Annotated in this window: 24 protein-coding genes; 11 read left to right on the top strand and 13 right to left on the bottom strand. The window is 70.1% G+C overall.

The features are described 5' to 3' along the window. Nucleotides 1-276: 276 nt before the first annotated feature. Nucleotides 277-2,271 carry an elongation factor G gene (locus VGL30_RS04210; RefSeq protein ID WP_331537098.1) on the bottom strand — a complete coding sequence of 665 codons (1,995 nt, stop codon included), beginning with the start codon at nucleotides 2,269-2,271 and terminating at the stop codon, nucleotides 277-279. 268 nt (nucleotides 2,272-2,539) lie between these two features. After that, on the bottom strand, nucleotides 2,540-3,649 hold the full coding sequence (locus VGL30_RS04215; RefSeq protein WP_331537100.1) for an S-(hydroxymethyl)glutathione dehydrogenase/class III alcohol dehydrogenase: 1,110 nt from the start codon (nucleotides 3,647-3,649) through the stop codon (nucleotides 2,540-2,542). A gap of 108 nt (nucleotides 3,650-3,757) precedes the next feature. On the opposite strand from VGL30_RS04215, the gene VGL30_RS04220 reads away from it, so the two are divergent. Next, nucleotides 3,758-3,991 (top strand): sulfurtransferase TusA family protein, encoded by a 234-nt coding sequence (locus VGL30_RS04220; protein WP_331537102.1) that lies wholly within the window; start codon nucleotides 3,758-3,760, stop codon nucleotides 3,989-3,991. Here VGL30_RS04220 and VGL30_RS04225 read toward each other — a convergent pair. Next, nucleotides 3,963-4,910: a YihY/virulence factor BrkB family protein gene (locus VGL30_RS04225; RefSeq protein ID WP_331537104.1), complete on the bottom strand. Its 948-nt coding sequence runs from the start codon at nucleotides 4,908-4,910 to the stop codon at nucleotides 3,963-3,965. The two genes, VGL30_RS04220 and VGL30_RS04225, sit on opposite strands and share 29 nt — an antisense overlap. A 371-nt stretch (nucleotides 4,911-5,281) precedes the next feature. Between VGL30_RS04225 and VGL30_RS04230 the strand changes: the two genes are divergently transcribed. Next, entirely contained in the window at nucleotides 5,282-6,613 is a 1,332-nt protein-coding gene (locus tag VGL30_RS04230; protein WP_331537106.1) for a diguanylate cyclase domain-containing protein, read from the top strand. A gap of 331 nt (nucleotides 6,614-6,944) precedes the next feature. Here the strand turns inward: VGL30_RS04230 and VGL30_RS04235 are convergent, their stop codons facing one another. Continuing rightward, entirely contained in the window at nucleotides 6,945-7,604 is a 660-nt protein-coding gene (locus tag VGL30_RS04235; protein ID WP_331537108.1) for a hypothetical protein, read from the bottom strand. A 71-nt stretch (nucleotides 7,605-7,675) separates the two neighbouring features. Here VGL30_RS04235 and VGL30_RS04240 point away from each other — a divergent pair, with 71 nt between their 5' ends. The 3 genes from VGL30_RS04240 to VGL30_RS04250 all read left to right on the top strand — a co-directional run bounded on the left by VGL30_RS04240 (nucleotide 7,676) and on the right by VGL30_RS04250 (nucleotide 10,246). Next, a complete protein-coding gene (locus VGL30_RS04240; RefSeq protein ID WP_331537110.1) occupies nucleotides 7,676-7,813 on the top strand; it encodes a hypothetical protein in 138 nt (45 codons plus the stop codon). A 627-nt stretch (nucleotides 7,814-8,440) separates the two neighbouring features. Further along, the gene (gene tyrS / locus VGL30_RS04245) at nucleotides 8,441-9,700 is read left to right on the top strand and encodes a tyrosine--tRNA ligase (RefSeq protein ID WP_331537112.1); all 1,260 of its coding nucleotides are present in this window, start codon (nucleotides 8,441-8,443) and stop codon (nucleotides 9,698-9,700) included. Nucleotides 9,701-9,889: 189 nt separating this feature from the next. Continuing rightward, nucleotides 9,890-10,246, top strand: a complete 357-nt coding sequence (locus tag VGL30_RS04250; protein ID WP_331537114.1) for a response regulator — start codon at nucleotides 9,890-9,892, stop codon at nucleotides 10,244-10,246. Nucleotides 10,247-10,253: 7 nt separating this feature from the next. On the opposite strand, the gene VGL30_RS04255 is transcribed toward VGL30_RS04250, so the two are convergent. Beyond that, the gene (locus VGL30_RS04255) at nucleotides 10,254-10,592 is read right to left on the bottom strand and encodes a hypothetical protein (RefSeq protein ID WP_331537117.1); all 339 of its coding nucleotides are present in this window, start codon (nucleotides 10,590-10,592) and stop codon (nucleotides 10,254-10,256) included. Nucleotides 10,593-10,709: 117 nt separating this feature from the next. Beyond that, nucleotides 10,710-10,841 (bottom strand): hypothetical protein, encoded by a 132-nt coding sequence (locus tag VGL30_RS04260; protein ID WP_331537119.1) that lies wholly within the window; start codon nucleotides 10,839-10,841, stop codon nucleotides 10,710-10,712. Between the two features lie 298 nt (nucleotides 10,842-11,139). On the opposite strand from VGL30_RS04260, the gene VGL30_RS04265 reads away from it, so the two are divergent. Together VGL30_RS04265 and VGL30_RS04270 are read left to right on the top strand one after the other, a co-directional pair. Next, the gene (locus VGL30_RS04265) at nucleotides 11,140-12,123 is read left to right on the top strand and encodes a retroviral-like aspartic protease family protein (RefSeq protein ID WP_331537122.1); all 984 of its coding nucleotides are present in this window, start codon (nucleotides 11,140-11,142) and stop codon (nucleotides 12,121-12,123) included. Between the two features lie 111 nt (nucleotides 12,124-12,234). Then, nucleotides 12,235-12,549 carry a hypothetical protein gene (locus VGL30_RS04270; protein ID WP_331537124.1) on the top strand — a complete coding sequence of 105 codons (315 nt, stop codon included), beginning with the start codon at nucleotides 12,235-12,237 and terminating at the stop codon, nucleotides 12,547-12,549. 60 nt (nucleotides 12,550-12,609) lie between these two features. Here VGL30_RS04270 and gmk read toward each other — a convergent pair whose 3' ends face one another. The 7 genes from gmk to fabD all read right to left on the bottom strand — a co-directional run bounded on the left by gmk (nucleotide 12,610) and on the right by fabD (nucleotide 18,694). Further along, entirely contained in the window at nucleotides 12,610-13,251 is a 642-nt protein-coding gene (gene gmk, locus VGL30_RS04275; RefSeq protein ID WP_331537126.1) for a guanylate kinase, read from the bottom strand. Nucleotides 13,252-13,266: 15 nt separating this feature from the next. Further along, complete coding sequence (locus VGL30_RS04280) at nucleotides 13,267-14,151, bottom strand: YicC/YloC family endoribonuclease (RefSeq protein WP_331537128.1); 885 nt, start codon at nucleotides 14,149-14,151, stop codon at nucleotides 13,267-13,269. Between the two features lie 17 nt (nucleotides 14,152-14,168). Beyond that, on the bottom strand, nucleotides 14,169-15,233 hold the full coding sequence (gene mltG, locus VGL30_RS04285; protein WP_331537130.1) for an endolytic transglycosylase MltG: 1,065 nt from the start codon (nucleotides 15,231-15,233) through the stop codon (nucleotides 14,169-14,171). After that, a complete protein-coding gene (gene fabF, locus VGL30_RS04290; RefSeq protein WP_331537132.1) occupies nucleotides 15,230-16,513 on the bottom strand; it encodes a beta-ketoacyl-ACP synthase II in 1,284 nt (427 codons plus the stop codon). The genes mltG and fabF overlap by 4 nt, the downstream gene beginning before the upstream one ends. Nucleotides 16,514-16,621: 108 nt before the next feature. Next, nucleotides 16,622-16,861, bottom strand: coding sequence for an acyl carrier protein (locus VGL30_RS04295; RefSeq protein WP_056019455.1), 240 nt, complete (start codon nucleotides 16,859-16,861; stop codon nucleotides 16,622-16,624). A gap of 139 nt (nucleotides 16,862-17,000) precedes the next feature. Beyond that, a complete protein-coding gene (gene fabG, locus VGL30_RS04300) occupies nucleotides 17,001-17,741 on the bottom strand; it encodes a 3-oxoacyl-[acyl-carrier-protein] reductase (RefSeq protein WP_331537143.1) in 741 nt (246 codons plus the stop codon). Nucleotides 17,742-17,749: 8 nt separating this feature from the next. Then, a complete protein-coding gene (fabD, locus tag VGL30_RS04305) occupies nucleotides 17,750-18,694 on the bottom strand; it encodes an ACP S-malonyltransferase (protein WP_331537145.1) in 945 nt (314 codons plus the stop codon). Between the two features lie 152 nt (nucleotides 18,695-18,846). On the opposite strand from fabD, the gene VGL30_RS04310 reads away from it, so the two are divergent. The 4 genes from VGL30_RS04310 to rplI form a co-directional block, all read left to right on the top strand. Then, nucleotides 18,847-19,392, top strand: coding sequence for a peroxiredoxin (locus tag VGL30_RS04310; RefSeq protein WP_331537147.1), 546 nt, complete (start codon nucleotides 18,847-18,849; stop codon nucleotides 19,390-19,392). 201 nt (nucleotides 19,393-19,593) lie between these two features. Continuing rightward, nucleotides 19,594-19,992 carry a 30S ribosomal protein S6 gene (gene rpsF / locus VGL30_RS04315; RefSeq protein ID WP_331537149.1) on the top strand — a complete coding sequence of 133 codons (399 nt, stop codon included), beginning with the start codon at nucleotides 19,594-19,596 and terminating at the stop codon, nucleotides 19,990-19,992. Beyond that, nucleotides 19,992-20,261 (top strand): 30S ribosomal protein S18, encoded by a 270-nt coding sequence (rpsR, locus tag VGL30_RS04320; protein WP_331537151.1) that lies wholly within the window; start codon nucleotides 19,992-19,994, stop codon nucleotides 20,259-20,261. The genes rpsF and rpsR overlap by 1 nt, the downstream gene beginning before the upstream one ends. 13 nt (nucleotides 20,262-20,274) lie before the next feature. Next, on the top strand, nucleotides 20,275-20,822 hold a 548-nt coding region (rplI, locus tag VGL30_RS04325; RefSeq protein WP_331537153.1), incomplete at its 3' end, for a 50S ribosomal protein L9.

The following is a 20,822-nucleotide window of genomic DNA, read 5'->3' on the forward strand; positions in this document are numbered from 1 at the left end:
AACTTCACCGACGTAACTCAATTCCGACATGCCGCCGTGGGACCGCGCAATGGGCCGGCCCCCCTCCACGAGCCTCATAACCGAGGTCGGCGGCTTCGAGTTCGGTTCAATCTGGACTTTTTTATGTTCGGGTAAGATTAACGCACGGCGAGCGTCTTCGAGCTCAACCCTTAGTCTGATCCGAGAGAAGAAATTCGCTGGAGTCAGCAGCTCCGCGGCGAAAATTAAGGCGAACCCTTAATTTTCGCCGCGGCTTGGTGCGAGAGGGTGAGCCTGTCAGGCTGACCGGTGGGTGACCTCTTCGGCCAGTCGCCCGGTCAGCTCGGCCATGTGGTCGAAATCGGACTCGAAGGTGCCCAGGCCCTGGGTGATCGAGCGGATCTCGGCGATCAGGTCATGCCGCTCGCTCTGGGGCAGGTAGGCCTCGATGCGCTCCCAGCCCGGCCAGCCCTCGCGGGGGCCGAAGCCCAGGATCTGGCCGCGGCGGGAGGAGAGCGCCGAGGTGATGTTCGACAGGCTGGAGGACGGGGCGAAGACGACCAGTTTCTCGATCGGCTCCAGCAGCACTGAGCCGCAGCCGCGCAGGCCCTCCTCGATCGCCAGGCGCCCGGCGGCGCGGAAGGCCATTTCCGAGGAGTCGACGCTGTGGTGGCTGCCGTCGATCAGGGTCACCTCCAGGTCCACCACGGGAAAGCCGAGCGGGCCTCTGCTCAGCCCGTCGCGGGCCCCCTGCTCCACCGCCGGGATCCACTGCTTGGGCACGACGCCGCCGGCGATCTTCGGCGTGAAGGTGAAGCCGGAGCCGCGGTCGAGCGGCCGGATCTCGACGGTGACGTCGCCGAACTGGCCGTGGCCGCCGGTCTGCTTCTTGTGCCGGCCACGCTGGGTGACGCCTTTCTGGATGGTCTCGCGGTAAGGCGTACGGGGCTTTTCGGTGGCCACCTCGACTCCGAAGCGGCGCTTCAGCCGGTCCAGGGCCAGGCGCACGTGGCCCTCGCCCTGCCCGGCCAACAGCACCTGGCCCATCTCCGGATCGTGGACGAGCTCGAGGCCGGGGTCTTCCTCCACCAGTTTGGCGAGCGCGCCCGAGACGCGGACGTCGTCCTGGCGGTTGGTGGCCGCCACGCCGATGGCGTAGAGCGGCGGCCGGCGCGGGGCGAAGCTGCGGGATTCCACCGGACGCCCGTTGAGGGAGATCACGTCGCCCGCGGCCACCTGCTCCAGCTTGCCGATGGCCACCAGGTCGCCGGCCTCCGCGGCGGCGATCTTCTTCAACGCGCTCCCTTGCACTGCGAAGAGGCCGCCCACGCGGCCGCGATCGCCGCTGGGCAGGGTGAGGTCGGCGCCGTCGGCCATGCGCGCGCCCAGCACGCGGGCGTAGGCGAGCTTGCCCGCCTGGCCGGCGTAGCTCGTTTTCATGACATAGGCGCCGGGACCGGCCAGGCCCAGGCGGGCGGCGGCGTGCTCAGGCGTGGGCGTCTCGTGGCGAAGCGCCTTCAGGAGGCGGCGTATGCCGAAGCCGTTCTGAGCCGAGCCGAAGAACACTGGCACGATCAGGCCCTGGTTCATCTCGCTCACCAGGTCGGCGAAGACCAGGTCGCGGCTGGGGGTGACGTCGGTGAGCAGTTGCTCCATCAGCTCGTCGTCGAAGTCGGCGAGTTGCTCCAGCATGTGGAAGCGGGCGTCGGCCTCGACGGCGGCAAGGTCGGGGGTGAGCTCGATCCGCTCCGAGGGCCGGCCGTTGCGGTAGACGAAGGCCCGCTCCAGGGCCAGGTCTACGAAGCCGGTGACCTTCTCGCCCTCGAGGATCGGCAGCTGGCGGGCGACCAGCGGCTTGGCGCTGACGGGGGCGAGCGCGGCCAGCAGGTCGTCGATGGGCCCGCGCGCCTGGTCCATCTTGTTGATGAACAGGGCCCGCGGCACGCCCAGGCGCTCCAGGTCCTGCAGGACGGGCTGCAGCAGGGCGGCCTTGCCCGGATCGGGCTCGGCCACGATCAGGGCGAGGTCGACGGCGGCCAGCGCCGCGTCCGCCTCGGCGGCGAACTCCACGGAACCGGGGCAGTCGACGACGGCGTAGCGCTCGCCCATGAACTCGAAGCTGGCCAGGTTCAGCTCCACGGAGTGACCGCGGACCCTGGCCTCGGGACTGGAGTCGCCCACCTGCTTCTCCCCGCCGGGACGGCGGTCGATGGCGCCCACGGCCAGCAACATGGATTCCAGCAGGGTCGTCTTGCCCGCGCCGGTCGGTCCGACCAGCGCGAGCGTCCTCACCAAGCCATTCGTCGAATGCGGCATACGCGTTCCTCCCGCGGTTGAAGGCGCTGGGGGACCGCCGGATCTCGAAGTCTCGGATCTCGAAGTCTCGGATCTCGAAGTCTTGGGGCATCCGCAGCGCAAGCCTTCGGGCTGGCCGCCGCGGTCCGATGCGGACATCGACGCCGCCTCTGGCGGAATTACGCCACCTGCGGCGACGGATGGTCAAGGGGCCAGTGACGCTCAGCGGACCGGCGGCTGATCCGGGCCTGGGATCGCCCGCGCCTCAGTAGGTCACCACGCTCCTGATGCTCTCGCCGGCGTGCATCAGGTCGAAGGCGCGGTTGATTTCCTCCAGCGGCATGGTGTGGGTGATCATCGGATCGATGGCGATCTTGCCCTCCATGTACCAGTCGACGATCCTCGGCACGTCGGTGCGGCCCCGGGCGCCGCCGAAGGCCGTGCCGCGCCAGACGCGGCCGGTGACCAGCTGGAAGGGCCGCGTGGCGATCTCGCGGCCGGCCTCGGCCACGCCGATGATGATGCTCTCGCCCCAGCCGCGGTGGCAGGCCTCCAGCGCCTGGCGCATCACCTGGACGTTGCCGGTGCAGTCGAAGGTGTAATCGGCGCCGCCGTCGGTCATCGCCACGAGGTGGGCGATGAGGTCGCCCTCGACCTTGGCCGGGTTGACGAAGTGGGTCATGCCGAACTGGCCGCCCCAGGCCTCGCGGGCCGGGTTGAGGTCGACGCCGATGATCTTGCCGGCGCCCACCATCCTCAGGCCCTGGACCACGTTGAGGCCGATGCCGCCGAGGCCGAAGACGATGCAGTCGGCGCCCGGCTCCACCTGGGCGGTGTTGGTCACCGCGCCCACGCCGGTGGTGACGCCGCAGCCGATGTAGCAGGCCTTGTCGAAGGGGGCGTCCTTGCGGATCTTCGCCACCGCGATCTCCGGCAGAACGGTGTAGTTGGAGAAGGTCGAGCAGCCCATGTAGTGGGCGATGCTCGCCCCCTTGTAGGAGAAGCGGCTGGAGCCGTCGGGCATCACGCCCCGCCCCTGGGTGCTGCGGATGGCGGTGCAGAGGTTGGTCTTGCGCGACAGGCAGCTTTTGCACTGGCGGCACTCGGGCGTGTAGAGCGGGATCACGTGGTCGCCCGGGGTCACGGTGGTCACGCCCGGCCCCACCTCCACCACCACGCCGGCCCCCTCGTGGCCCAGTATGGAAGGGAAGATCCCTTCGGAATCGAAGCCGTCGAGGGTGTAGGCGTCGGTGTGGCAGACGCCGCTGGCCTTGATCTCCACCAGCACCTCGCCGGCGCGGGGACCCTCCAGGTCGAGCTCGACGATCTCCAGCGGCGTCCTGGCTTGGAAGGCGACGGCGGCTCGGGTCTTCATGGGTCAGCTCTGAACTATGGGGACGGACGGCGGACCATTTCGCAAATCGCGACCCAGGTGAAGCCGGCGCGTATGGTTTTGACGCTGCGAACGGGCTAACGGGGCGCGATGTCCGAACCCGAAATCCTGGTCGACGCCCGCGGCCACCGATGCCCGGTGCCGACGCTGCGGCTGCGCCGGGCGCTGGAGGCGGCGCCGGCGGGCGCGCGCGTGCGGCTCCTGGCGGACGATCCGATGGCGCGGATCGACGTGCCGCACTTCGCCGCCGAGGCCGGAGCCCAGGTGCTCGACCGCAGCGAGGCGGAGGGGGTGCTCAACTTTCTAGTGGCGAAGCCGGCTTAGCCGAGGCCGGGAACGCCGCCCGCGGCCGGGCCGGCGGGGCGCGGTGAATGGCGATCTCGATCTCGGTGGCCAGCGCGCCGCCCAGGAAGATGGCGTTCACGTTCCAGGAAAGCCAGATCAGGAACACGACCACGGCGGCCACGGAGCCGTAGGTGGCCCCGAGTTGGGCGATCTGTTCGACGTAGAAGGCGCTGGCCCAGGAGGCGCCCAGGCAGAGGAAGGCCGCGCTGACTCCCCCCGCCGCCGAGGCCCGCCAGGCGACCGGCTCCGACGACATGGCGAAGCGGTAGATGAGGGTCATGGCCAGCGTCACCCCGGCGCTGGCCCAGGTCCATTCGCTGTACAGCCAGGGTACACCGGCCAGCGGCCGCAGGTGGAAGGTGGCCGACAGCAGGCGCAGTCCGAAGAACACCGCCGAGACGCCGGCCAGCAGGGCGAAGGCGCAGATCAGCACCACCAGGGCCATGATGTTGAAGCCGACGAAGCCCCGCGGCTGGTCCTCGTCGTGGATGAAGGAGAGGCCGGCCAGCAGCGCCTTGAACCCCCGGTGGGCGGCGTAGGCGCCGATGACCAGGGCGAGCGCGCTCTGGGCGGAGACGCGCAGGGGCGCGGCGGCCAGGCGCGCGAGCTCGGCCTGGAAGAGCGCCCGGGAGGCGGGCGGCATCATCTGCGCCAGCAGCTCCACCTGCCGCTCGGCCTGGGCGGGCTCGGACAACAGGCCGTAGAGGCCGATGAGAATCGCCAGCGCCGGGAAGGCGGCCAGTAGGGCGAAGAACGACACACCGCCCACGTAGAGCATCACGTCGCGGCCCCAGAGCCGGGTCAGCGCCTTGCCGGACACGCGCAGGCACCAGCGCAGCCAGTGCAGCGGGTCCCAATCGACAGCGCGCAGGCGTTCGAGGACGGCCGTGAACTTCATCGCGGGGAGGTTGTGACGGGCCCCGGCGCAGACGCAAGGCGGAAACGGAACGGCGCGCCACCTGTTGTTCAGGTGGCGCGCCGCCGATGGGCGTGTCTTGTCCATCGAGTCGGTCGCCGTATCGAGGGACGGGAGAGCACGGCGAACAACCTGGAGCCAGATTGGTCGGCGCCGCCTGAACCGCGGCTGAACGCCGCCGTCAGCTTCGGAGTCACCCGGGACGGCGCCGCGATCGTGCGGGCTGCGGCGGCAGGGTTGCGGCGCCGCGCCAGGAGAGGTGTAAGAGCGGCCGGCGCAGTCTAGTCTGCAAGGCTTGTGATTCCTCATTGCGAAGCGCCGCGCCCCACGCCCGGCGCAGGGAAAGTGCGAAGATGACCGCCAGCGTCCAGGCGCGAGTACTGATCGTCGCGCGCGACGACGCCCTGGCGGGGCCCCTGTCGGAGGGGCTCGACCGGCTGGGCTGGCGGACCATCACCGCCCGCGGCCCCTATGCCGCCGTGGCCGCCCTGGGTGATCTGCAGATCGAAGCGGCGATCATCGACCTGCGCAGCATGGGCGACGACGGGCTGGGGCTGGCCAAGCGGCTGAAATCGGCCTGCAACCCGCGGCGCCTGCCGGTGCTGGCGATCGGCGAGCCGGACCCGTCGCTGGAGGCGCACGGCTTCGACCTGACGCTGGCGCCGCCGATGCACCCGGCCCAGGCGGTGATGCGGCTGGAGTCGCTGGTCCGCAACGCGGTGGCGGAAGAGGAATTCGAGCTGCGGCTGGAGACCTTCGCCGACCGGGGCCGCAGGCTCGACCTGCCGGAGCCGGACGTGAGCCTGTTCCGGGTGCTGGCGATCGGCGAGCCCGCGCCGCAGTTCCTGGCGCTGTCCAACGCGCTCGGCCGGTCGGGCGCCGAGGTGGTGGGGGCGTTCACCGCCTACACCGCCTTCGACTACCTGCACGAACGGCCCTTCGACGCCGTGGTGCTGTGGGCTGGGGAAAGCTCGGCCGAGGCGCTGTCCATCGCGGCCGGCATGCGGCGCAACACCCGCCTCTACCACACGCCGGCCCTGCTCTACATGCAGCAGGAGAGCTACGTGACCATGTCGGAGGCCTACCACCGGGGGATCACCGATGTGGCCTCGCCGGAGACGGCGGAGGTGGAGACGGCCAAGCGGGTGATCGAGCTGGCCCGCAGCTACCGGCGCCAGACCGCGATCCGCCGGGCGCTGGAGAAGGCGCGCAGCTCCGGGATCATGGACGCCGCCACGGGCCTGTTCACCCGCGACCTGTTCGCCGCCCACCTCGGGCGACTGGCGCATGCGTCGCGGGTGAGGAACCGGCCGCTGTCGGTCTGCGTGCTGCGGGTGGCGGACCGCTCGGAGGTGATCCAGGCCCGCGCCGGCGGCTGGCTCGACCGGGCCATCCCGCAGATCGGCTCGATGATCGGCCGGCTGGTGCGGGTGGAGGACACCGCCGCGCGCCTGGCCCCGGAGGTGTTCGCGCTCGCCCTGCCCGCCACGCCGCAGGGCGCGGCCCGGGCGGCCGGCGAACGGATCGCTGCGGTGATCGGCTGCACCGCTTTCGAGGCCGGCGACAGCAAGCAGCCCTTCGTCGTCGACTTCGACATCGGCGTGGCCGAGGTGAAAGGCCCCGAGACCGCCGGCCGGGCGCTGGAGGAGGCCGCCGCCCGGGCGGCGACACGGCAGGCGGGGTAAGCGCGCAGTCGCGCCCGCCACGGGCGGTCCCGAGCCCGACCCTTTCGGCGGTAAATACTTTTCCGGGGCGGCGGACAACACCCCGCAGTTCTGTGAAACGATCATTAAATCAATAGTTTGGTTTGGCCTCCGGCGTTGACCGGGGGTGCTGACCGGTAAACGCCTCGCAGGGACTCGTGGCGGCGGCGCAGGGCTAAGCCCTGAACCCAGCGGAAGCCGGGAGAGGATAGCCCAGGCTGCGCCGTGCGGCAAGAACATAGAGGGAACACTTCTGCGCTGCAGGCCCGTCCCTCCCCGTCCTCCGCGGGACGTGGGAGGAAAAGGCGCGGTCCTACGGGCGTGCGTCGCTCGGCGAAATTTCCTCGGAGGTTTCGGCCGCGAGCCGGCCCCGGTCGAGGGTCGGATGGATGTCGGGGACCATGGGCATGCCCTCAGTGGACGGACGGAACGAGGGCGGCGGCGGCCTGCCCCCCGCCCCGAAGCGCGGATCGGCGCCGGCCCGGGCGGACGAGCGAAACCGCATCGGCCTCTCTTCCGGTAACGGCTCGGGCAGGGCTGTCCGCTCGAAGTCCGCGACGCGTTGCTCCAGGATCTTCGAGCAGAAGTCGTGCTGCGCGGCGCCCTCGTTCGCCAGGGACCGCGGATCGCACCGGTCATGGCCCGCGATCGGGCCGCCCGTCGGGGTGCGGCCCTGCGCCGGGCTGGACAGCGGCTGCGGCCCCTCGGCGCTGGGTTTCGCCCGGGTCAGCTGGGGACTGGACCGGACGGCGGGCCCCTCGGAACTGAGCTGCGCGACCGGGGCCGGGACCATCGCCGGCGCGCCCCGCGCACTCTGTCCGGCGCGCGGCCCCGGTTGCGCGGCTTCGACCGCCGAACCGGCGGGGCGATCGGCGGCCACCTGGTCGACGGAAACCGGGTCCTGCGCCGCCACACTGCCCGACGCGGTCAACAGCAGGACGAGACCGAACGATCTTCGCCCGCCCACCTTCACCGGCTGCCGTTCTGATAGATGGCGATTTGCTGGCCGCCTGTCTGGCTCACGTAGGAGTCGTTGCTGGAGCCTTGCTGAGCGGCCATCGCCTTGGCGCCGTCGTCGCCTGGTTGATGTCGGAGTACAGGTCGTTCCCGTCGATTTGCGTCGAGATGGCCGTGTTCCCGTCGCCCACCTGGGTGACGTACGACGCCGAGTTCGAGAGGTAGTCCGGCGAACCTTGCTGCGACTGGGAGCTCCAGTTCTCCGAGCCGTTCTAAGTGGCGTTGGCGACCAGGTTTTCGCCCCGTTGGTCCAGATGGGCGTAATTTTCGATCGAGCCGCCGGCCGGGCTGCCACCCACCGGGCGAGTTCTGTCGCCGACCGCCGTTCGGAAACATTCAGGATTCCGTCGCAGACTTGCAGGTCGCGGGGCGAATCAGGGAATTGGAGCACGCTTTGATTGATTTTCAACACGCGGAGCTCGCGCGAAACGATAACGCGCGCTTATCTATCTAGATCAAACCACTCCTGTGGCCAAGAACTGCTTCCCCCGGACGCCGTGATGTTGTGAATTGCACACTCATTTTATGGTTGACCGTACATATAACGCCGATACGACCCCGGACATCAGCCATATTGGGTATTTTGCAACCTCGACGAATTGCCACACCAGCACTCGCGCGTTTCGGCGCTCGAAAGCGAGGACTTTCGAACCGGGGGCTTGGATCGAGCCGCCGCAGAGGGGCCGCCACGCGGCCCGCGCCGAGACTCCGACCACCCCGAACGCGTCGCCGCCGCTTGGGCGCGACACGGCCCCCGTGCTAGAGCCCGCGTCCGACACCGCAGAGGCCGCCATGTCCGCCGACCCCCCGTTCAAGTCCGAGTTCCTGCGCACCATGCAGGCGCGCGGCTACATCCATCAGATCACCCACCCCGTCGAGCTGGACGAGGCGGCGACCGGCGGCGTGCTCACCGCCTATATCGGCTTCGACGCCACGGCGCCCAGCCTGCACGTGGGCCACCTGATCCAGATCATGATGCTGCGCCGGCTGCAGCAGGCCGGCCACCGTCCCATCGTGGTGATGGGCGGCGGCACCACCAAGGTCGGCGACCCGACCGACAAGGATACCCAGCGCCCGCTGCTCTCGGAGGCCCAGATCCAGGCCAACATCGACAGCATCAAGTCGACCTTCTCGCGCTTCCTGACCTTCGGCGACGGGCCCACGGACGCGATCATGGTGGACAACGCCGAATGGCTGGACCAGCTCGGCTACGTGCAGTTCCTGCGTGACTACGGGGTGCACTTCACCGTCAACCGCATGCTGAGCTTCGAAAGCGTGAAGCTGCGGCTCGAGCGCGAGCAGCCGCTGACCTTCCTCGAGTTCAACTACATGCTGATGCAGGCCACCGACTTCCTCGAGCTGGAGCGCCGCTACGGCTGCGTGCTGCAGATGGGCGGCTCGGACCAGTGGGGCAACATCCTGAACGGGGTGGAGCTGATCCGGCGGGTGGACTCCAGGCCGTCGTTCGGCCTGACCACCCCGCTGCTCTCCACCGCCTCGGGCCAGAAGATGGGCAAGACCGTGGGCGGGGCGGTGTGGCTGAACGCCGACATGCGCAGCCCTTACGACTACTGGCAGTTCTGGCGGAACACCGAGGACGCCGACGTGGGCCGGTTCCTGCGGCTGTTCACCGACCTGCCGCTGGACGAGATTGCCGGGCTGGAGGCGCTGCAGGGGGCGGAGATCAACGAGGCCAAGAAGGTGCTGGCCAACGCCGCCGCCACGCTGCTGCACGGGGCCGGGGCGGCGGCGACGGCGGCGGAGGCGGCCAGGGTGGCCTTCGAGCAGGGCGGGCTGTCGGACGACCTGCCGACCTACGAGTTCCCGCGCGCCGACCTGGACGCCGGGGTGATGCTGGCCGCCCTAATCGTCGACGCCGGCCTGGCGGCCTCGCGGTCCGAGGCCCGGCGGCTGGCGCAGGGCTGGGGCCTCAGGGTCAACGACAAGCAGGAGGCCGACGCCGGCCGGCTGATCACCGCGGCGGACATCGTCGACGGCGTCGTCAAGCTGGCCGCGGGTAAGAAGAAGATCGTGCTGGTCAAGCCGGTTTGAATCCGAGCGGAACCGCAACTACACAACGCGTGGCGGCGCCCCGGCGAGCAGCGCCCAGGTTCGCCCGAGCCGCGAGTGATCAATGTTCTGCATTAAGCGCCGGCAATTAAGGACTAGCGCAAACTCAGCTTTCGGGATTCAGTAGACTCGTTGAATCCGTTCGGCGGAGACTCGAATGGCGCTGCCTTTATGACTCGCCACGCTCTGATCATCGAGGACGAAATCCTGATCGCCTTCGAGGTGCAGGGGGTCCTCGAGGAGCTGGGGTTCGACAGCTTCGACCTGGCCTGCAGCCCGACGGAAGCCCTGGCCCTGGCGCAGGCGCACCGACCGGACCTGATCACCGCCGACCTGAGAATCGTCGGCGGCACGGGCCTGGAGGCCGTCGAGGCGATCACCGAGCAGATGGGTCCGATTCCGGTGGTGTACGTCACCGCCAACGCCGACCTGCTGCGGGGCCATTGCGCCCCCGCCGTGGTGGAAAAGCCGATCGCCTGGCCGGTGCTGGCGGACGCCTGCAACCGGGTCTGCGGACTTACCGCCTGAACCGACCTCAGACTTTCAAGGGATTGGCCGCGATCTCGCGCATATCGGCGATGGGGCGGCCGCTGCGGCGCTCGCCGCGGCGACGGCGCAGGGCCGCGAAGGACTGGCTGACCGCCGCCATCACGAGGAAGCCTTCCGCCGCCACCCGGTTCAGGGGCGCGCCCACCGCGCTTCCCACCCGCAGGTCGAAGGACAGCAGCACGAGCGAGAGCAAGGTGGAGATCAGCCCGACGATCTGCAGCCAACGCCCGCCTACCGGCTTCCAGATGAAGGCGTAGATATAGGCGCCGAGACATGCCGTGGCGGCGATCAGACCCACCGTACCCAATTCCAGAGCACCACTCATACTGAGCTTCTCCTGTTGTCTTTGCAGGAAGATGGGGCGGCATGTTTTACATTCCGTCACCAGCGAACACATTCGGTGACCTTCGGGCTGCGACAGCCCGACGCAGGCCGGGCGGGCTCAGCCGCCGGACTGGGCGGCGATGAGCATGGCCGTGGCGAACCCCGCGACGGCGAGGACGAGGGCGAACCACCGCACCAGGCGGGTCTGGGCGGCCATCGCCGCTTCGTCAGAGGGCGTGTTCGAATTCATGCCATTCCTCCGGGGCCGGCGCCCGTCGGCCAGCCGGACGCGGATTGCATACGCCTGGCCATCAGGGCGTCAACCGCCATCGACGAACATGGCGGTCTCGCCGCCGACCAAGTCGATTTTCAGGCTCCAGGTCTTGCTCCACAGGTTTTGGAAATCCGGCATTGCAGATCCTGCGGATTAGAGCAGGCGCAGTTGAACAAGACGTCAACGTCCCGCGGGCGTGGGCCGGGCGTTCGCCCAAGCTGGACGCCCCCTCGCCCCAGGCCTAGGTTGCCGAAGGGCATTCCTGGGGAGGAGCGTGGCCACGACGCGCCCGACACGCCGGCAGATGGCCGGCTGGATCGCCGCAGGCGGGGCGGCCACCGCCGTGCGGGCCATCGCCCAAGAGCCCCAGGTCCCCGTCCCGCCCGCGCCCGGGGAGCCCGTCACGGACCCGGACGAGCCGGCCGCCAGCGTCGCCACCGGCGTCGGCAAGTACGACCACATCACCGCGCCGGTCACCATCAACGGCGCGGGGCCGTTCAGATTTCTGGTGGACACCGGCGCGTCCCGCTCGTGCCTGACGCCGCAGCTGGCGGAGGCCTTGCACCTGCCGGCGGGCCCGACGATGCAGGTGAATACGGTGGTCGGACGGCATGCGTGCCCGACGGCCGTCATCGAGCGCCTGCAGGTCGGGCCGCGGAGCCAGCGGCGGGTGCGCGCGCCGCTGCTGCCGATCACCATGCAGGTCGACGGCGTCCTGGGCGTCGACTGGCTGAAGGGCCAGCGGCTGGTGCTCGGATTGAAGGACCACCGCCTTGAAATCACCGCCCCGCGCACCGAGGCGGAGCGACCGAATCGCGTGATCGTCCACGCCCGCCGCCGCCGGGGCCAGCTGACCATCATCGACGCGGACCTGGGCGGCGCCCGGATCAGCGCCATGATCGATTCCGGCTCGCAGGTCTCCATCGCCAACGAGGCGCTGCGCGCGCAGCTGAACCAGGGATCGAAGGCCCCCGGGCGGACCGAGCGCATCGAGCTGGAATCCGTCACCGGCGAGCTGTTCTACGGCGACGAGCTGTTCCTGCCGTTCATGCGCCTGGGCGGCCTGCACCTGGGGAACGTCCCCATCGTGTTCTCGGAAGTGCACGTCTTCAGCCTGTGGAAGCTGACCGCCACGCCCACCGTCATCCTGGGGATGGACCTGCTCAACGAATTCACCGAAGTCGCAATGGACTACGGGCGTTCCACCGTTCGTTTCGACTTCGTCGGGGATCGGGCGACGGAATCGATGCAACCTTAACATTGCTCCGGCGTTTTGCCGGCTCGGGGATCGCGCGCGTCTCCAGCTTGCATGCGCACGTGACGCCCTGTTCGTTCCAGAAAACCACGCTTTCACCAGGGAGACTAAAACATGCGTATGCTGACCCTTGCGGCCATCGCCGCCGTGGCGCTGACCGGCGCCGCCTGCAGCAAGAAGGAAGCCGCCGCCGACGCGACGACCGCGGCGACCGAAGCCAACACCCAAGCCGCCGCCGCCAACGAGGCCGCGAACACGGCTTCCACCGCCGCCGCCGACGCGGCCGCCGCTCCGGCCGGCACGCCAGCCGCCGCGGACGCCTCCGCCGCCGCAGGCAAGGCCGCCGAAACCGCGGGCGACGCCGCCCAGAAGGCCGGCGACTCGGCCGAGAAGGCCGGCGACAAGGCCGCCGACGCGACCAAGAAGTAGGTCCTCCGGGACAGGAGCCTCCGCCCAGGCGGGGGCTCCACCCCGCGCCGGCGCGGGCGCCTAAAGCTTCTCGGCCAGCAGAGTCTGCACCAGGTCCTCGGTCCAGGGATTGCGGGCCCGCCGCAAGCGCTCGGCGTGGTAGACATGGGCGAGGTCGGCGTAGGCGCGGTCGAAATCCTCGTTGACGATCACGTAGTCGTAGTTCGCCGCCTGTTCGATCTCGCCGTAGGCGCGGGCGAGCCGGCCCTGGATCACCGCCTCGCGATCCTGCGCCCGGGCGTGCAGACGCCTCGCCAGGTCGGCCATGGACGGCGGCAGGATGAACACCCGCACCGTATCGTCGGGGGCGGCGGCGGCGATCTGGTCGGCGCCCTGCCAGTCGATGTCGAACAGCACGTCCTTGCCCGACTCCAGCGCCGCCATGATCGGCGCGCGGGGGCTGCCGTAGCGATGGTCGTGGACGTCGGCCCATTCCAGGAACTCGCCGCGCGCCACCATGCCGTCGAAGGCCGGGCGGTCGACGAAGCGGTACTCGCGGCCGCCCACCTCGCCCGGCCGCGGCGGGCGGGTGGTGGCCGAGACCGACAGCGCCAGGTCCGCATGGTCGGCCGCCAGGCGGCGCGACAGGGAGGTCTTGCCTGCGCCCGAGGGCGAGGAGACCAGCAGCAGCAGGCCGCGCCGTCGGTTCCCGGTCTCGCTCATCGGCCCGCCCGCCCCTCACTCCACATTCTGCACCTGTTCGCGGAACTGTTCGATCACCGCCTTGAGTTCCAGCCCCACCGTCGTCAACCCGGCAAGGGCGGATTTGGAGCAGAGGGTGTTCGCCTCGCGCATGAACTCCTGGGTGAGGAAGTCCAGCCGGCGGCCGGCGGCGCCGTCGCCGGCGACCAGGGCGCGGGCGGCGGCGACGTGGCTCGCCAAGCGGTCTAGCTCCTCGCGGACGTCGGCCTTCACCGCCATGGCCGCGGCCTCCTGGACGATGCGTTCCTCCAGGCCGGCGCTTTCGCCGACGAGTTCGGTCATCCGCCTGGCGAAGCGGGCCTTGATCGCCGCGGGCTGGCCCGCCGCCAGGCCCTCGGCCGCCGCGGTCAGCGCCGCGATGCGGTCGACCATCGCCCCCAGGACGCCCACGAGGCTGGCCCCTTCCTCGGCCCGCGCCGCCGCCAGCCCGTCCAGGGCCGCGGCGATGGAGGCCGCCGCCGCCGCGTGCAGCGCCGCCACGGCGTCCGGATCCTGGTCGGCCTCGCCGGACTCCAGCACGCCGCGCAGGGCCAGCAGCCCGTCGAGGGTCGGCGGGCTGGCGCGGCCTTCCGCCACCAGCGGCGCGCCCAGCGCCAGGTAGCGCTCCAGCACCTCGGCGTTGAGGCGCACCGCGCCGGCGCCTTCCGCCCGCCGGGCCTGCAGGCCGATGGTCACCTGGCCGCGCTGGAAACGGGCCTGGGCGGCCTCGCGCACCATGCGCTCCAGCCCCTCGAAGCCCGGCGATCCGCGGTAGCGCGCCTCGAGGTTGCGCCCGTTCACCGAGCGGGCCTCGACGGCCCAGCTCCAGTCGCCGAGCGCACCCTCGGCCCGGCCGAAGCCCGTCATTCCCGAAATCGGCATTCAGACCGCCCGACGCATCATTTCGCAGCCACCACCGGCCCGGCCAGCCCCACCGCAGCGCGCGACTTCTCCACCGCCCGCCAGGCGGCGACGTTCCTGCGATGCGCCTCGAAGGTGGAGGCGAACACATGGCCGCCGGAGCCGTCGGCCACGAAGTACAGCTCCGTGCTCTTGGGCGGATCCAGCACCGCGGCCAGGGCCGCCCGGCCCGGATTGCTGATCGGAGTCGGCGGCAAGCCATTGACGAGATAGGTGTTGTAGGGCGTCGGGGTAGCGAGTTCCGAGAGCTTGAGACCTCGTCCCAGGGACCGTCCGCCAGAGAGGCCGTAGATCACCGTGGGATCGCTCTCCAGCCGCATGCCGCTGCGCAGGCGGTTGACGAACACCGCGGCGATGCGCGGCCGCTCGCCCGCGACGCCGGTCTCCTTCTCGACGATGGAGGCCAGGGTCAGCGCCTCCTCGGGGCTGGCGAACGGCAGGCCCGGCTGGCGCCTGGACCAGAGCGTCGCCAGCATCTGGTCGCGGGCGTCCATCATCCGCTTCAGCACCGCCGCGCGGTCGTCGCCCAGCTCGTACTGATAGGTGTCGGGCTCGATGGCTCCCTCCGGCGCCTGCGGGGCCGCGCCGCTGAGGAGGGGCGTAGCGGAGAGCAGCTCCGCGGCCATCTCCGCGGTGAAGCCTTCCGGAACGGTCAGCTGGTGGCGCACCACGCGGCCGTTGCGGATGTCGTCGAGGATTCTGGCCATCGAGGCGCGGGAGGCGACGGCGTATTCGCCGGCCTTCAGCTCGCGGGCCGCGCCGGTGAGTTGGGCGACGGCCATGAACACCGGCGAGGAGCGCACCACGTGCGCCCGCTCCAGGGCTGAGGCGATCTCGGTGAGGCCCGCGCCGTGCCGCAGGATGACGGTGGTCGAGCCGCCCTTGGGCGCCTTCGGGCCCGGGCCCTGGTAGGACCAGACGGCCCAGAGGGCGAGCGCGACCGCGATGAGCGCCAGGGTGGCGCCCGCCGCAGCCAAGCCCACGCCCCAGCGGCGGGCCGGGGTGAGGTCGCCGGAGGATCCGAGGCCCGGGCCCCGGCTCACGGCAGCTTCTTGAAGATCACCGATGCATTGGTGCCGCCGAAGCCGAAGCTGTTGGACAGGGCGACCGTGATCGGCATCGGCTTGGCCTTGTTGGGGACGAGATCGAGCGCCGTCTCGACCGAGGGGCTATCGAGGTTGATGGTCGGCGGCGCGATCTGGTCGCGGATCGCCAGGCAGCTGAAGGCCGCCTCGATGGCGCCGGCGGCGCCCAGCAGGTGGCCGGTGGCCGACTTCGTCGAACTCATGGTCGCCTTGCCGGCCGCCGGGCCCAGGAGCCGGTGGACGGCGCCCAGCTCGATCTCGTCGCCCAGGGGCGTCGAGGTGCCGTGGGCGTTGATGTAGTCGATGTCCGCCGGGTCGACGCCGGCGTCCTTCACCGCGGCCTGCATGGCGCGGAAGCCGCCATCGCCGTCCTCGGCCGGGGCGGTGATGTGGTAGGCGTCGCCAGCCAGGCCGTAGCCGATCACCTCGGCGTAGATCTTCGCCCCGCGCGCCAGGGCGTGCTCGTACTCCTCGAGCACCAGGACGCCCGCCCCCTCGCCCATCACGAAGCCGTCCCGGTCCTCGTCGTAGGGACGGCTGGCGCGCTGGGGGTCGTCATTGAAGTGGGTGGACATGGCGCGGCAGGCGATGAAGCCCGCGATGCCCACCGGGCAGATCGCCGCCTCGGCCCCGCCGGCGATCATCACGTCGGCGTCGCCGTACTTGATGAGCCGCGTCGCGTCGCCCACCGCATGGGCTCCGGTGGCGCAGGCGGTGACCACCGAATGGTTGGGACCCTTGAAGCCGTAGCGGATGGAGACGTGGCCCGAGGCCAGGTTGATCAGGGCCGAGGGGATGAAGAAGGGGCTGACCCGGCGGGGGCCCTTCTGGAAGAGCTCCACCGAAGTGCGCTCGATGGTGGCCAGGCCGCCGATGCCGGAGCCGATGATCACCCCGGTGCGCACGCGCGAGGCCTCGTCCTGCGGCGTCCAGCCAGCATCCTTCACCGCCTCGTCGGCGGCGGCCATGGCGTAGAGAATGAAGTCGTCGACCTTGCGCTGGTCCTTGGGCGCCATGGTCCGGTCGGGATCGAAGCTGCCCGGAACCTCCGGCCCGCCGCCGCCGCGGCCGTCGACCCGGGGTACCTCGCAGGCCACCTGGCAGGCGTACTCCGCGGGATCGAAGGTGGTGATGCGGCCCGCCCCCGACTTGCCGGCCAGGATCGCCGCCCAGCTCAGTTCGGCGCCATAGCCCAGCGGAGTCAGCATTCCGATGCCGGTGACGACGACTCGACGCATGGAATCTCCCAGTTGTTCAATGCCCATACGAAGACCGCCGCGGCTTCCGGGCGCAAGAGCCTTTCAGCGACGCGGCGGTTGGAAATACAGCGACCGTCAGGTCGAAGTTCAGGCGCCCAGGCGTTCCCCGATGAACTTCACGGCGTCGCCGACGGTCTGGATGTGCTCGGCGGCGTCATCCGGTATCTCGATGTCGAACTCTTCCTCAAAGGCCATGACGAGTTCGACATTGTCCAGGCTGTCCGCGCCTAAATCGTCGATAAAACTGGCCTTTTCGGTCACCTTCTCCGGATCGGCGTCCAGGTGTTCGATGACGATCTTGCGCACGCGCTCAAGGATGTCGGACATTCGGATTTCGTCCCTTTTGATGCAAATTCTCAATCCGCGACGTCAGACCTGATGTCAACCGTCGCTGAGATGTGGGTGATGACCTGTCGGATCGGGTTCCGGGCCGACGTAGCATGTTCATTTCGGCGCGACTAGCGGATCAGATCATGGCCATCCCACCGTTGACGTGGAGGGTCTGGCCGGTGACGTAGGCCGCCTCCGCACTGGCCAGATAGACGCAGGCCGCGGCCACTTCCGCGGCTTCGCCCAGGCGGGCGGCGGGGATGGTCTCCAGGATCTGCGCCTTCTGGCCCTCGTTGAGCGCGTCGGTCATCGGGCTGTCGATGAAGCCGGGCGCGATGCAGTTGACGGTGATCCCCCGGGTGGCGACCTCCTGGGCCAGGGCCTTGGAGAAGCCGATCATGCCCGCCTTGGAGGCGGCGTAGTTGGTCTGGCCCGGATTGCCCATCACGCCCACCACCGAGGTGATGCCGACGATCCGACCGGCCCGGCGGCGCATCATGCCCTTGGTGGCCGCCCGGCAGAGGCGGAAGTAGGACTCCAGGTTCACCTGCAGCACCGTGCGCCAGTCCTCGTCCTTCATGCGCACCAGCAGGCCGTCGCGGGTGACGCCGGCGTTGGCGACCAGGATGTCGAGGGGCTGGCCCAGCGCCGTCTCCGCGCGCTCCACCAGGGCGTCGACCTGGGCGGGGTCGGAAAGGTCGGCCGCCACGGGCGCGGCGCCCTCCCCCAGTCCGGCGGCGAGGTCGGCCAGGACGGCCTCGCGGGTGCCGGAGAGCGCCACCCGGGCGCCCTGGGCGTGCAGGGCGCGGGCGATCTCGGCGCCGATGCCGCCGCTGGCGCCGGTGACCAGGGCTGTCTTGCCGGAAAGGTCGAACATGGCGCTCCTCAAAGGCTGCTGGCGAAGGCTTCCAGGTCGGCGGGCGCGTTGAGCGGGGTCGCCTCGGCGTCGGGGACGATGCGCTTGGCCATGCCGGAGAGCACCTTGCCGGCGCCGGCCTCCACGAAGCGGGTGACGCCGCCGGCGTCGGCCAGCCAGCCCATGCTTTCGCGCCAGCGCACGCGGCCGGTCACCTGCTCCACCAGCAGCCGGCGGATCTCGTCGGGGTCGTGGACCGGCCGGGCGGTGACATTGGCCACCAGCGGGGCGCGCGGCGCGGCGATGCGGGCTTCGGCCAGGGCCTCGGCCATCTCCTCGGCGGCGGGCTGCATCAGCGGGCAATGGAAGGGGGCCGAGACGTTGAGCAGGATCGCCCGGGCGCCGAGGGCCTTGGCCGCCTCGATGGCGGCGTCGACGGCGGCCTTGTCCCCGGAGATGACGACGTTGCCCTGGTTGTTGTCGTTGGCGACCACGCAGACGCCCTTGGCGGAGCCGGCCTCGGCGGCGGCCTCGGCCAGGGCCACGTCGGCCTTGGGACCGATCAGCGAGGCCATGGCGCCGGCGCCCACCGGCACGGCGCGCTGCATCGCCTGGCCGCGCAGCTTCAGCAGCCGGGCCGCATCGGCGAGGCCCAGCGAGCCGGCGGCGGCGAGGGCGGAATATTCGCCCAGGCTGTGGCCGGCGACGAAGGCCGCCTTCTCCACACCCACGCCGAACTCGGACTGCAGGGCGCGCATCACCGCCATGCTGACGGCCATCAGCGCCGGCTGGGCGTTCTCGGTCAGGGTAAGCTGGTCTTCCGGCCCTTCGCGCATCAGCCTGAAGAGACGCTGGCCCAGCGCGTCGTCCACCTCCTGGAACACCTCGCGCGCGGTGGAAAACGCCTCCGCCAGGTCCGCCCCCATGCCGACGGCCTGGCTGCCCTGGCCCGGGAAGATGAAGGCGAGGCTCATGGCTGGGCTCCGGCGCTTGGTTCGAATCTGCGCCGCGAGGGTTAGGGGATCGCGCCCGCCCGGGCAAGCCGGGCCGCCCGAGACGCCTCCGCGAGGGCTGGCCGCGAGGGCGCGTCGGCGCCCATAATGGCCGCCTCTCTGGGAGAAACGCCATGAAACGCCTCGTCGCCGGCCTCGTGCTGGCCGCCCTCGCCGTCCTGCCCGCCAACGCCGCGCTGAAGGTCGGCGCCAAAGCCCCCGACTTCGCGGCCCCCGCCTACCTCGCCGGCGCCCCCTTCACCTACAGGCTGAACGAGGCGCTGAAGAAGGGACCTGTGGTGCTCTACTTCTTCCCCTCGGCCCACACCAAGGGCTGCAACATCGAGGCGCACCTGTTCTCGGAGGCCGCCGACAGCTTCAAGGCGCAAGGGGCGTCGGTGGTAGGCGTCACCGCGGGCAAGGTCGACGAGCTGGCCGCCTTCTCCAAGGAGACCGAGCACTGCGGCGGCAAGTTCCCGGTGGCGGCGGACCCGGGCCTGAAGATCGCCAAGAGCTACGACGCCCTGTTCGGCCCGTTGATGCCAGTGTCGAACCGCACCTCCTACGTGATCGCGCCGGACGGCTCGGTGCTGCACGCCTACTCCGCCCTCGCCCCGGACCGCCACGTCGACGAAACCCTGGGCGCGGTGAAGGCCTGGCGGGCGAAGCACCCGAAGTAGGAGACGCCGGCCACGGCAGGCAAGCCGAAATCCCTTGCCGCCCCCGCGCTTTTCCCCTATCTGCCCGCCTCTTCACGGAGGGCGGTCTCGCACGGAGCTCCAAAGGGTCGGGAAACACCCGGCCGCCGCGCGCAGAGCCATCGTTTCCGGCGGACCTTCCACCGCCGGCGACGCCGCCACCCCTCAAGGAAGAAGGAAACCATGGCGCTCTACGAGCACGTCGTCATTTCGCGGCAGGACATCTCGCCGCAACAGGCCGAAGCCCTCAACGACACGCTGAAGTCCCTGATCGAACAGGGCGGCGGAAGCGTGGCCAAGATCGAGTACTGGGGCCTCCGCAACCTGACCTACCGGATCAAGAAGAACCGCAAGGGGCACTATTCCCTGCTGGCCATCGACGCGCCGCCCGAGGCCGTCAAGGAAGTGGAGCGGCAGCTGTCGCTGAACGAAGACGTGCTGCGGTACCTGACCGTGCGCGTTGAGGAGCTGGACCTGGAACTCTCCCCCGTTCTCGCCCGCCGCGACCGCGACCGTGAGCGCCGGGGCGACGACTTCGCGCCCAAGGAGGGCGGCTTCACCCCCAAGGAAGCGAGCTTCTGATGACCGACGAAACCGCCACCGCGCCGGCCGCCGGCGCCCCCGCCGCCCGCCGCCCGTTCTTCCGCCGCCGCAAGGTGTGCCCGTTCTCCGGCGCCAACGCGCCGAAGATCGACTACAAGGACGTCAAGCTGCTGCAGCGCTACGTCTCCGAACGCGGCAAGATCGTGCCGTCCCGCATCACCGCGGTCTCGGCCAAGAAGCAACGCGAACTGGCCAAGGCCATCAAGCGCGCCCGCTTCCTGGCCCTGCTCCCCTACGTCGTGAAGTGAGGGAGAGGCTGAGATGAAAGTCATTCTGCTCGAACGGGTCGAAAAGCTCGGCACGCTTGGCGACGTGGTCAAGGTGAAGGACGGCTTCGCCCGTAACTACCTTCTGCCGCGCGCCAAGGCGCTGCGCGCCAACGCCCAAAGCCTCAAGGCCTTCGAGGCGCAGCGCGCCGAACTGGAAGTGCGCAACACCAAGGCCCGCGAGGCCGCGGCGGATGCGGGCGAGAAGCTCGACGGCACGTCCTACATCATGATCCGCCAGGCGGGCGAAAGCGGCCAGCTCTACGGCTCGGTCTCCGGTCGCGATGTGGCCGAGGCCGTCAACGCCGGAGGCGGCAAGATCGATCGCGCCTCCGTCGTGCTCGACAAGCCGATCAAGACGCTGGGCGTCCACCCGGTGAAGGTCCGCCTCCACGCCGAAGTGACCATCACGGTCAACATCAACCTCGCCCGCAGCCAGGACGAGGCCGAGCGCCAAGCCCGCGGCGAGAACGTGATCGACTCCCAATTCGAGGAAGACCGTCAGGCGGCGGAAGAAGCCGCCCAGGACATGCTCGAAGGCGG

The sequence above is a fragment of the Phenylobacterium sp. genome, assembly GCF_036502675.1.
Lineage (GTDB): Bacteria > Pseudomonadota > Alphaproteobacteria > Caulobacterales > Caulobacteraceae > Phenylobacterium.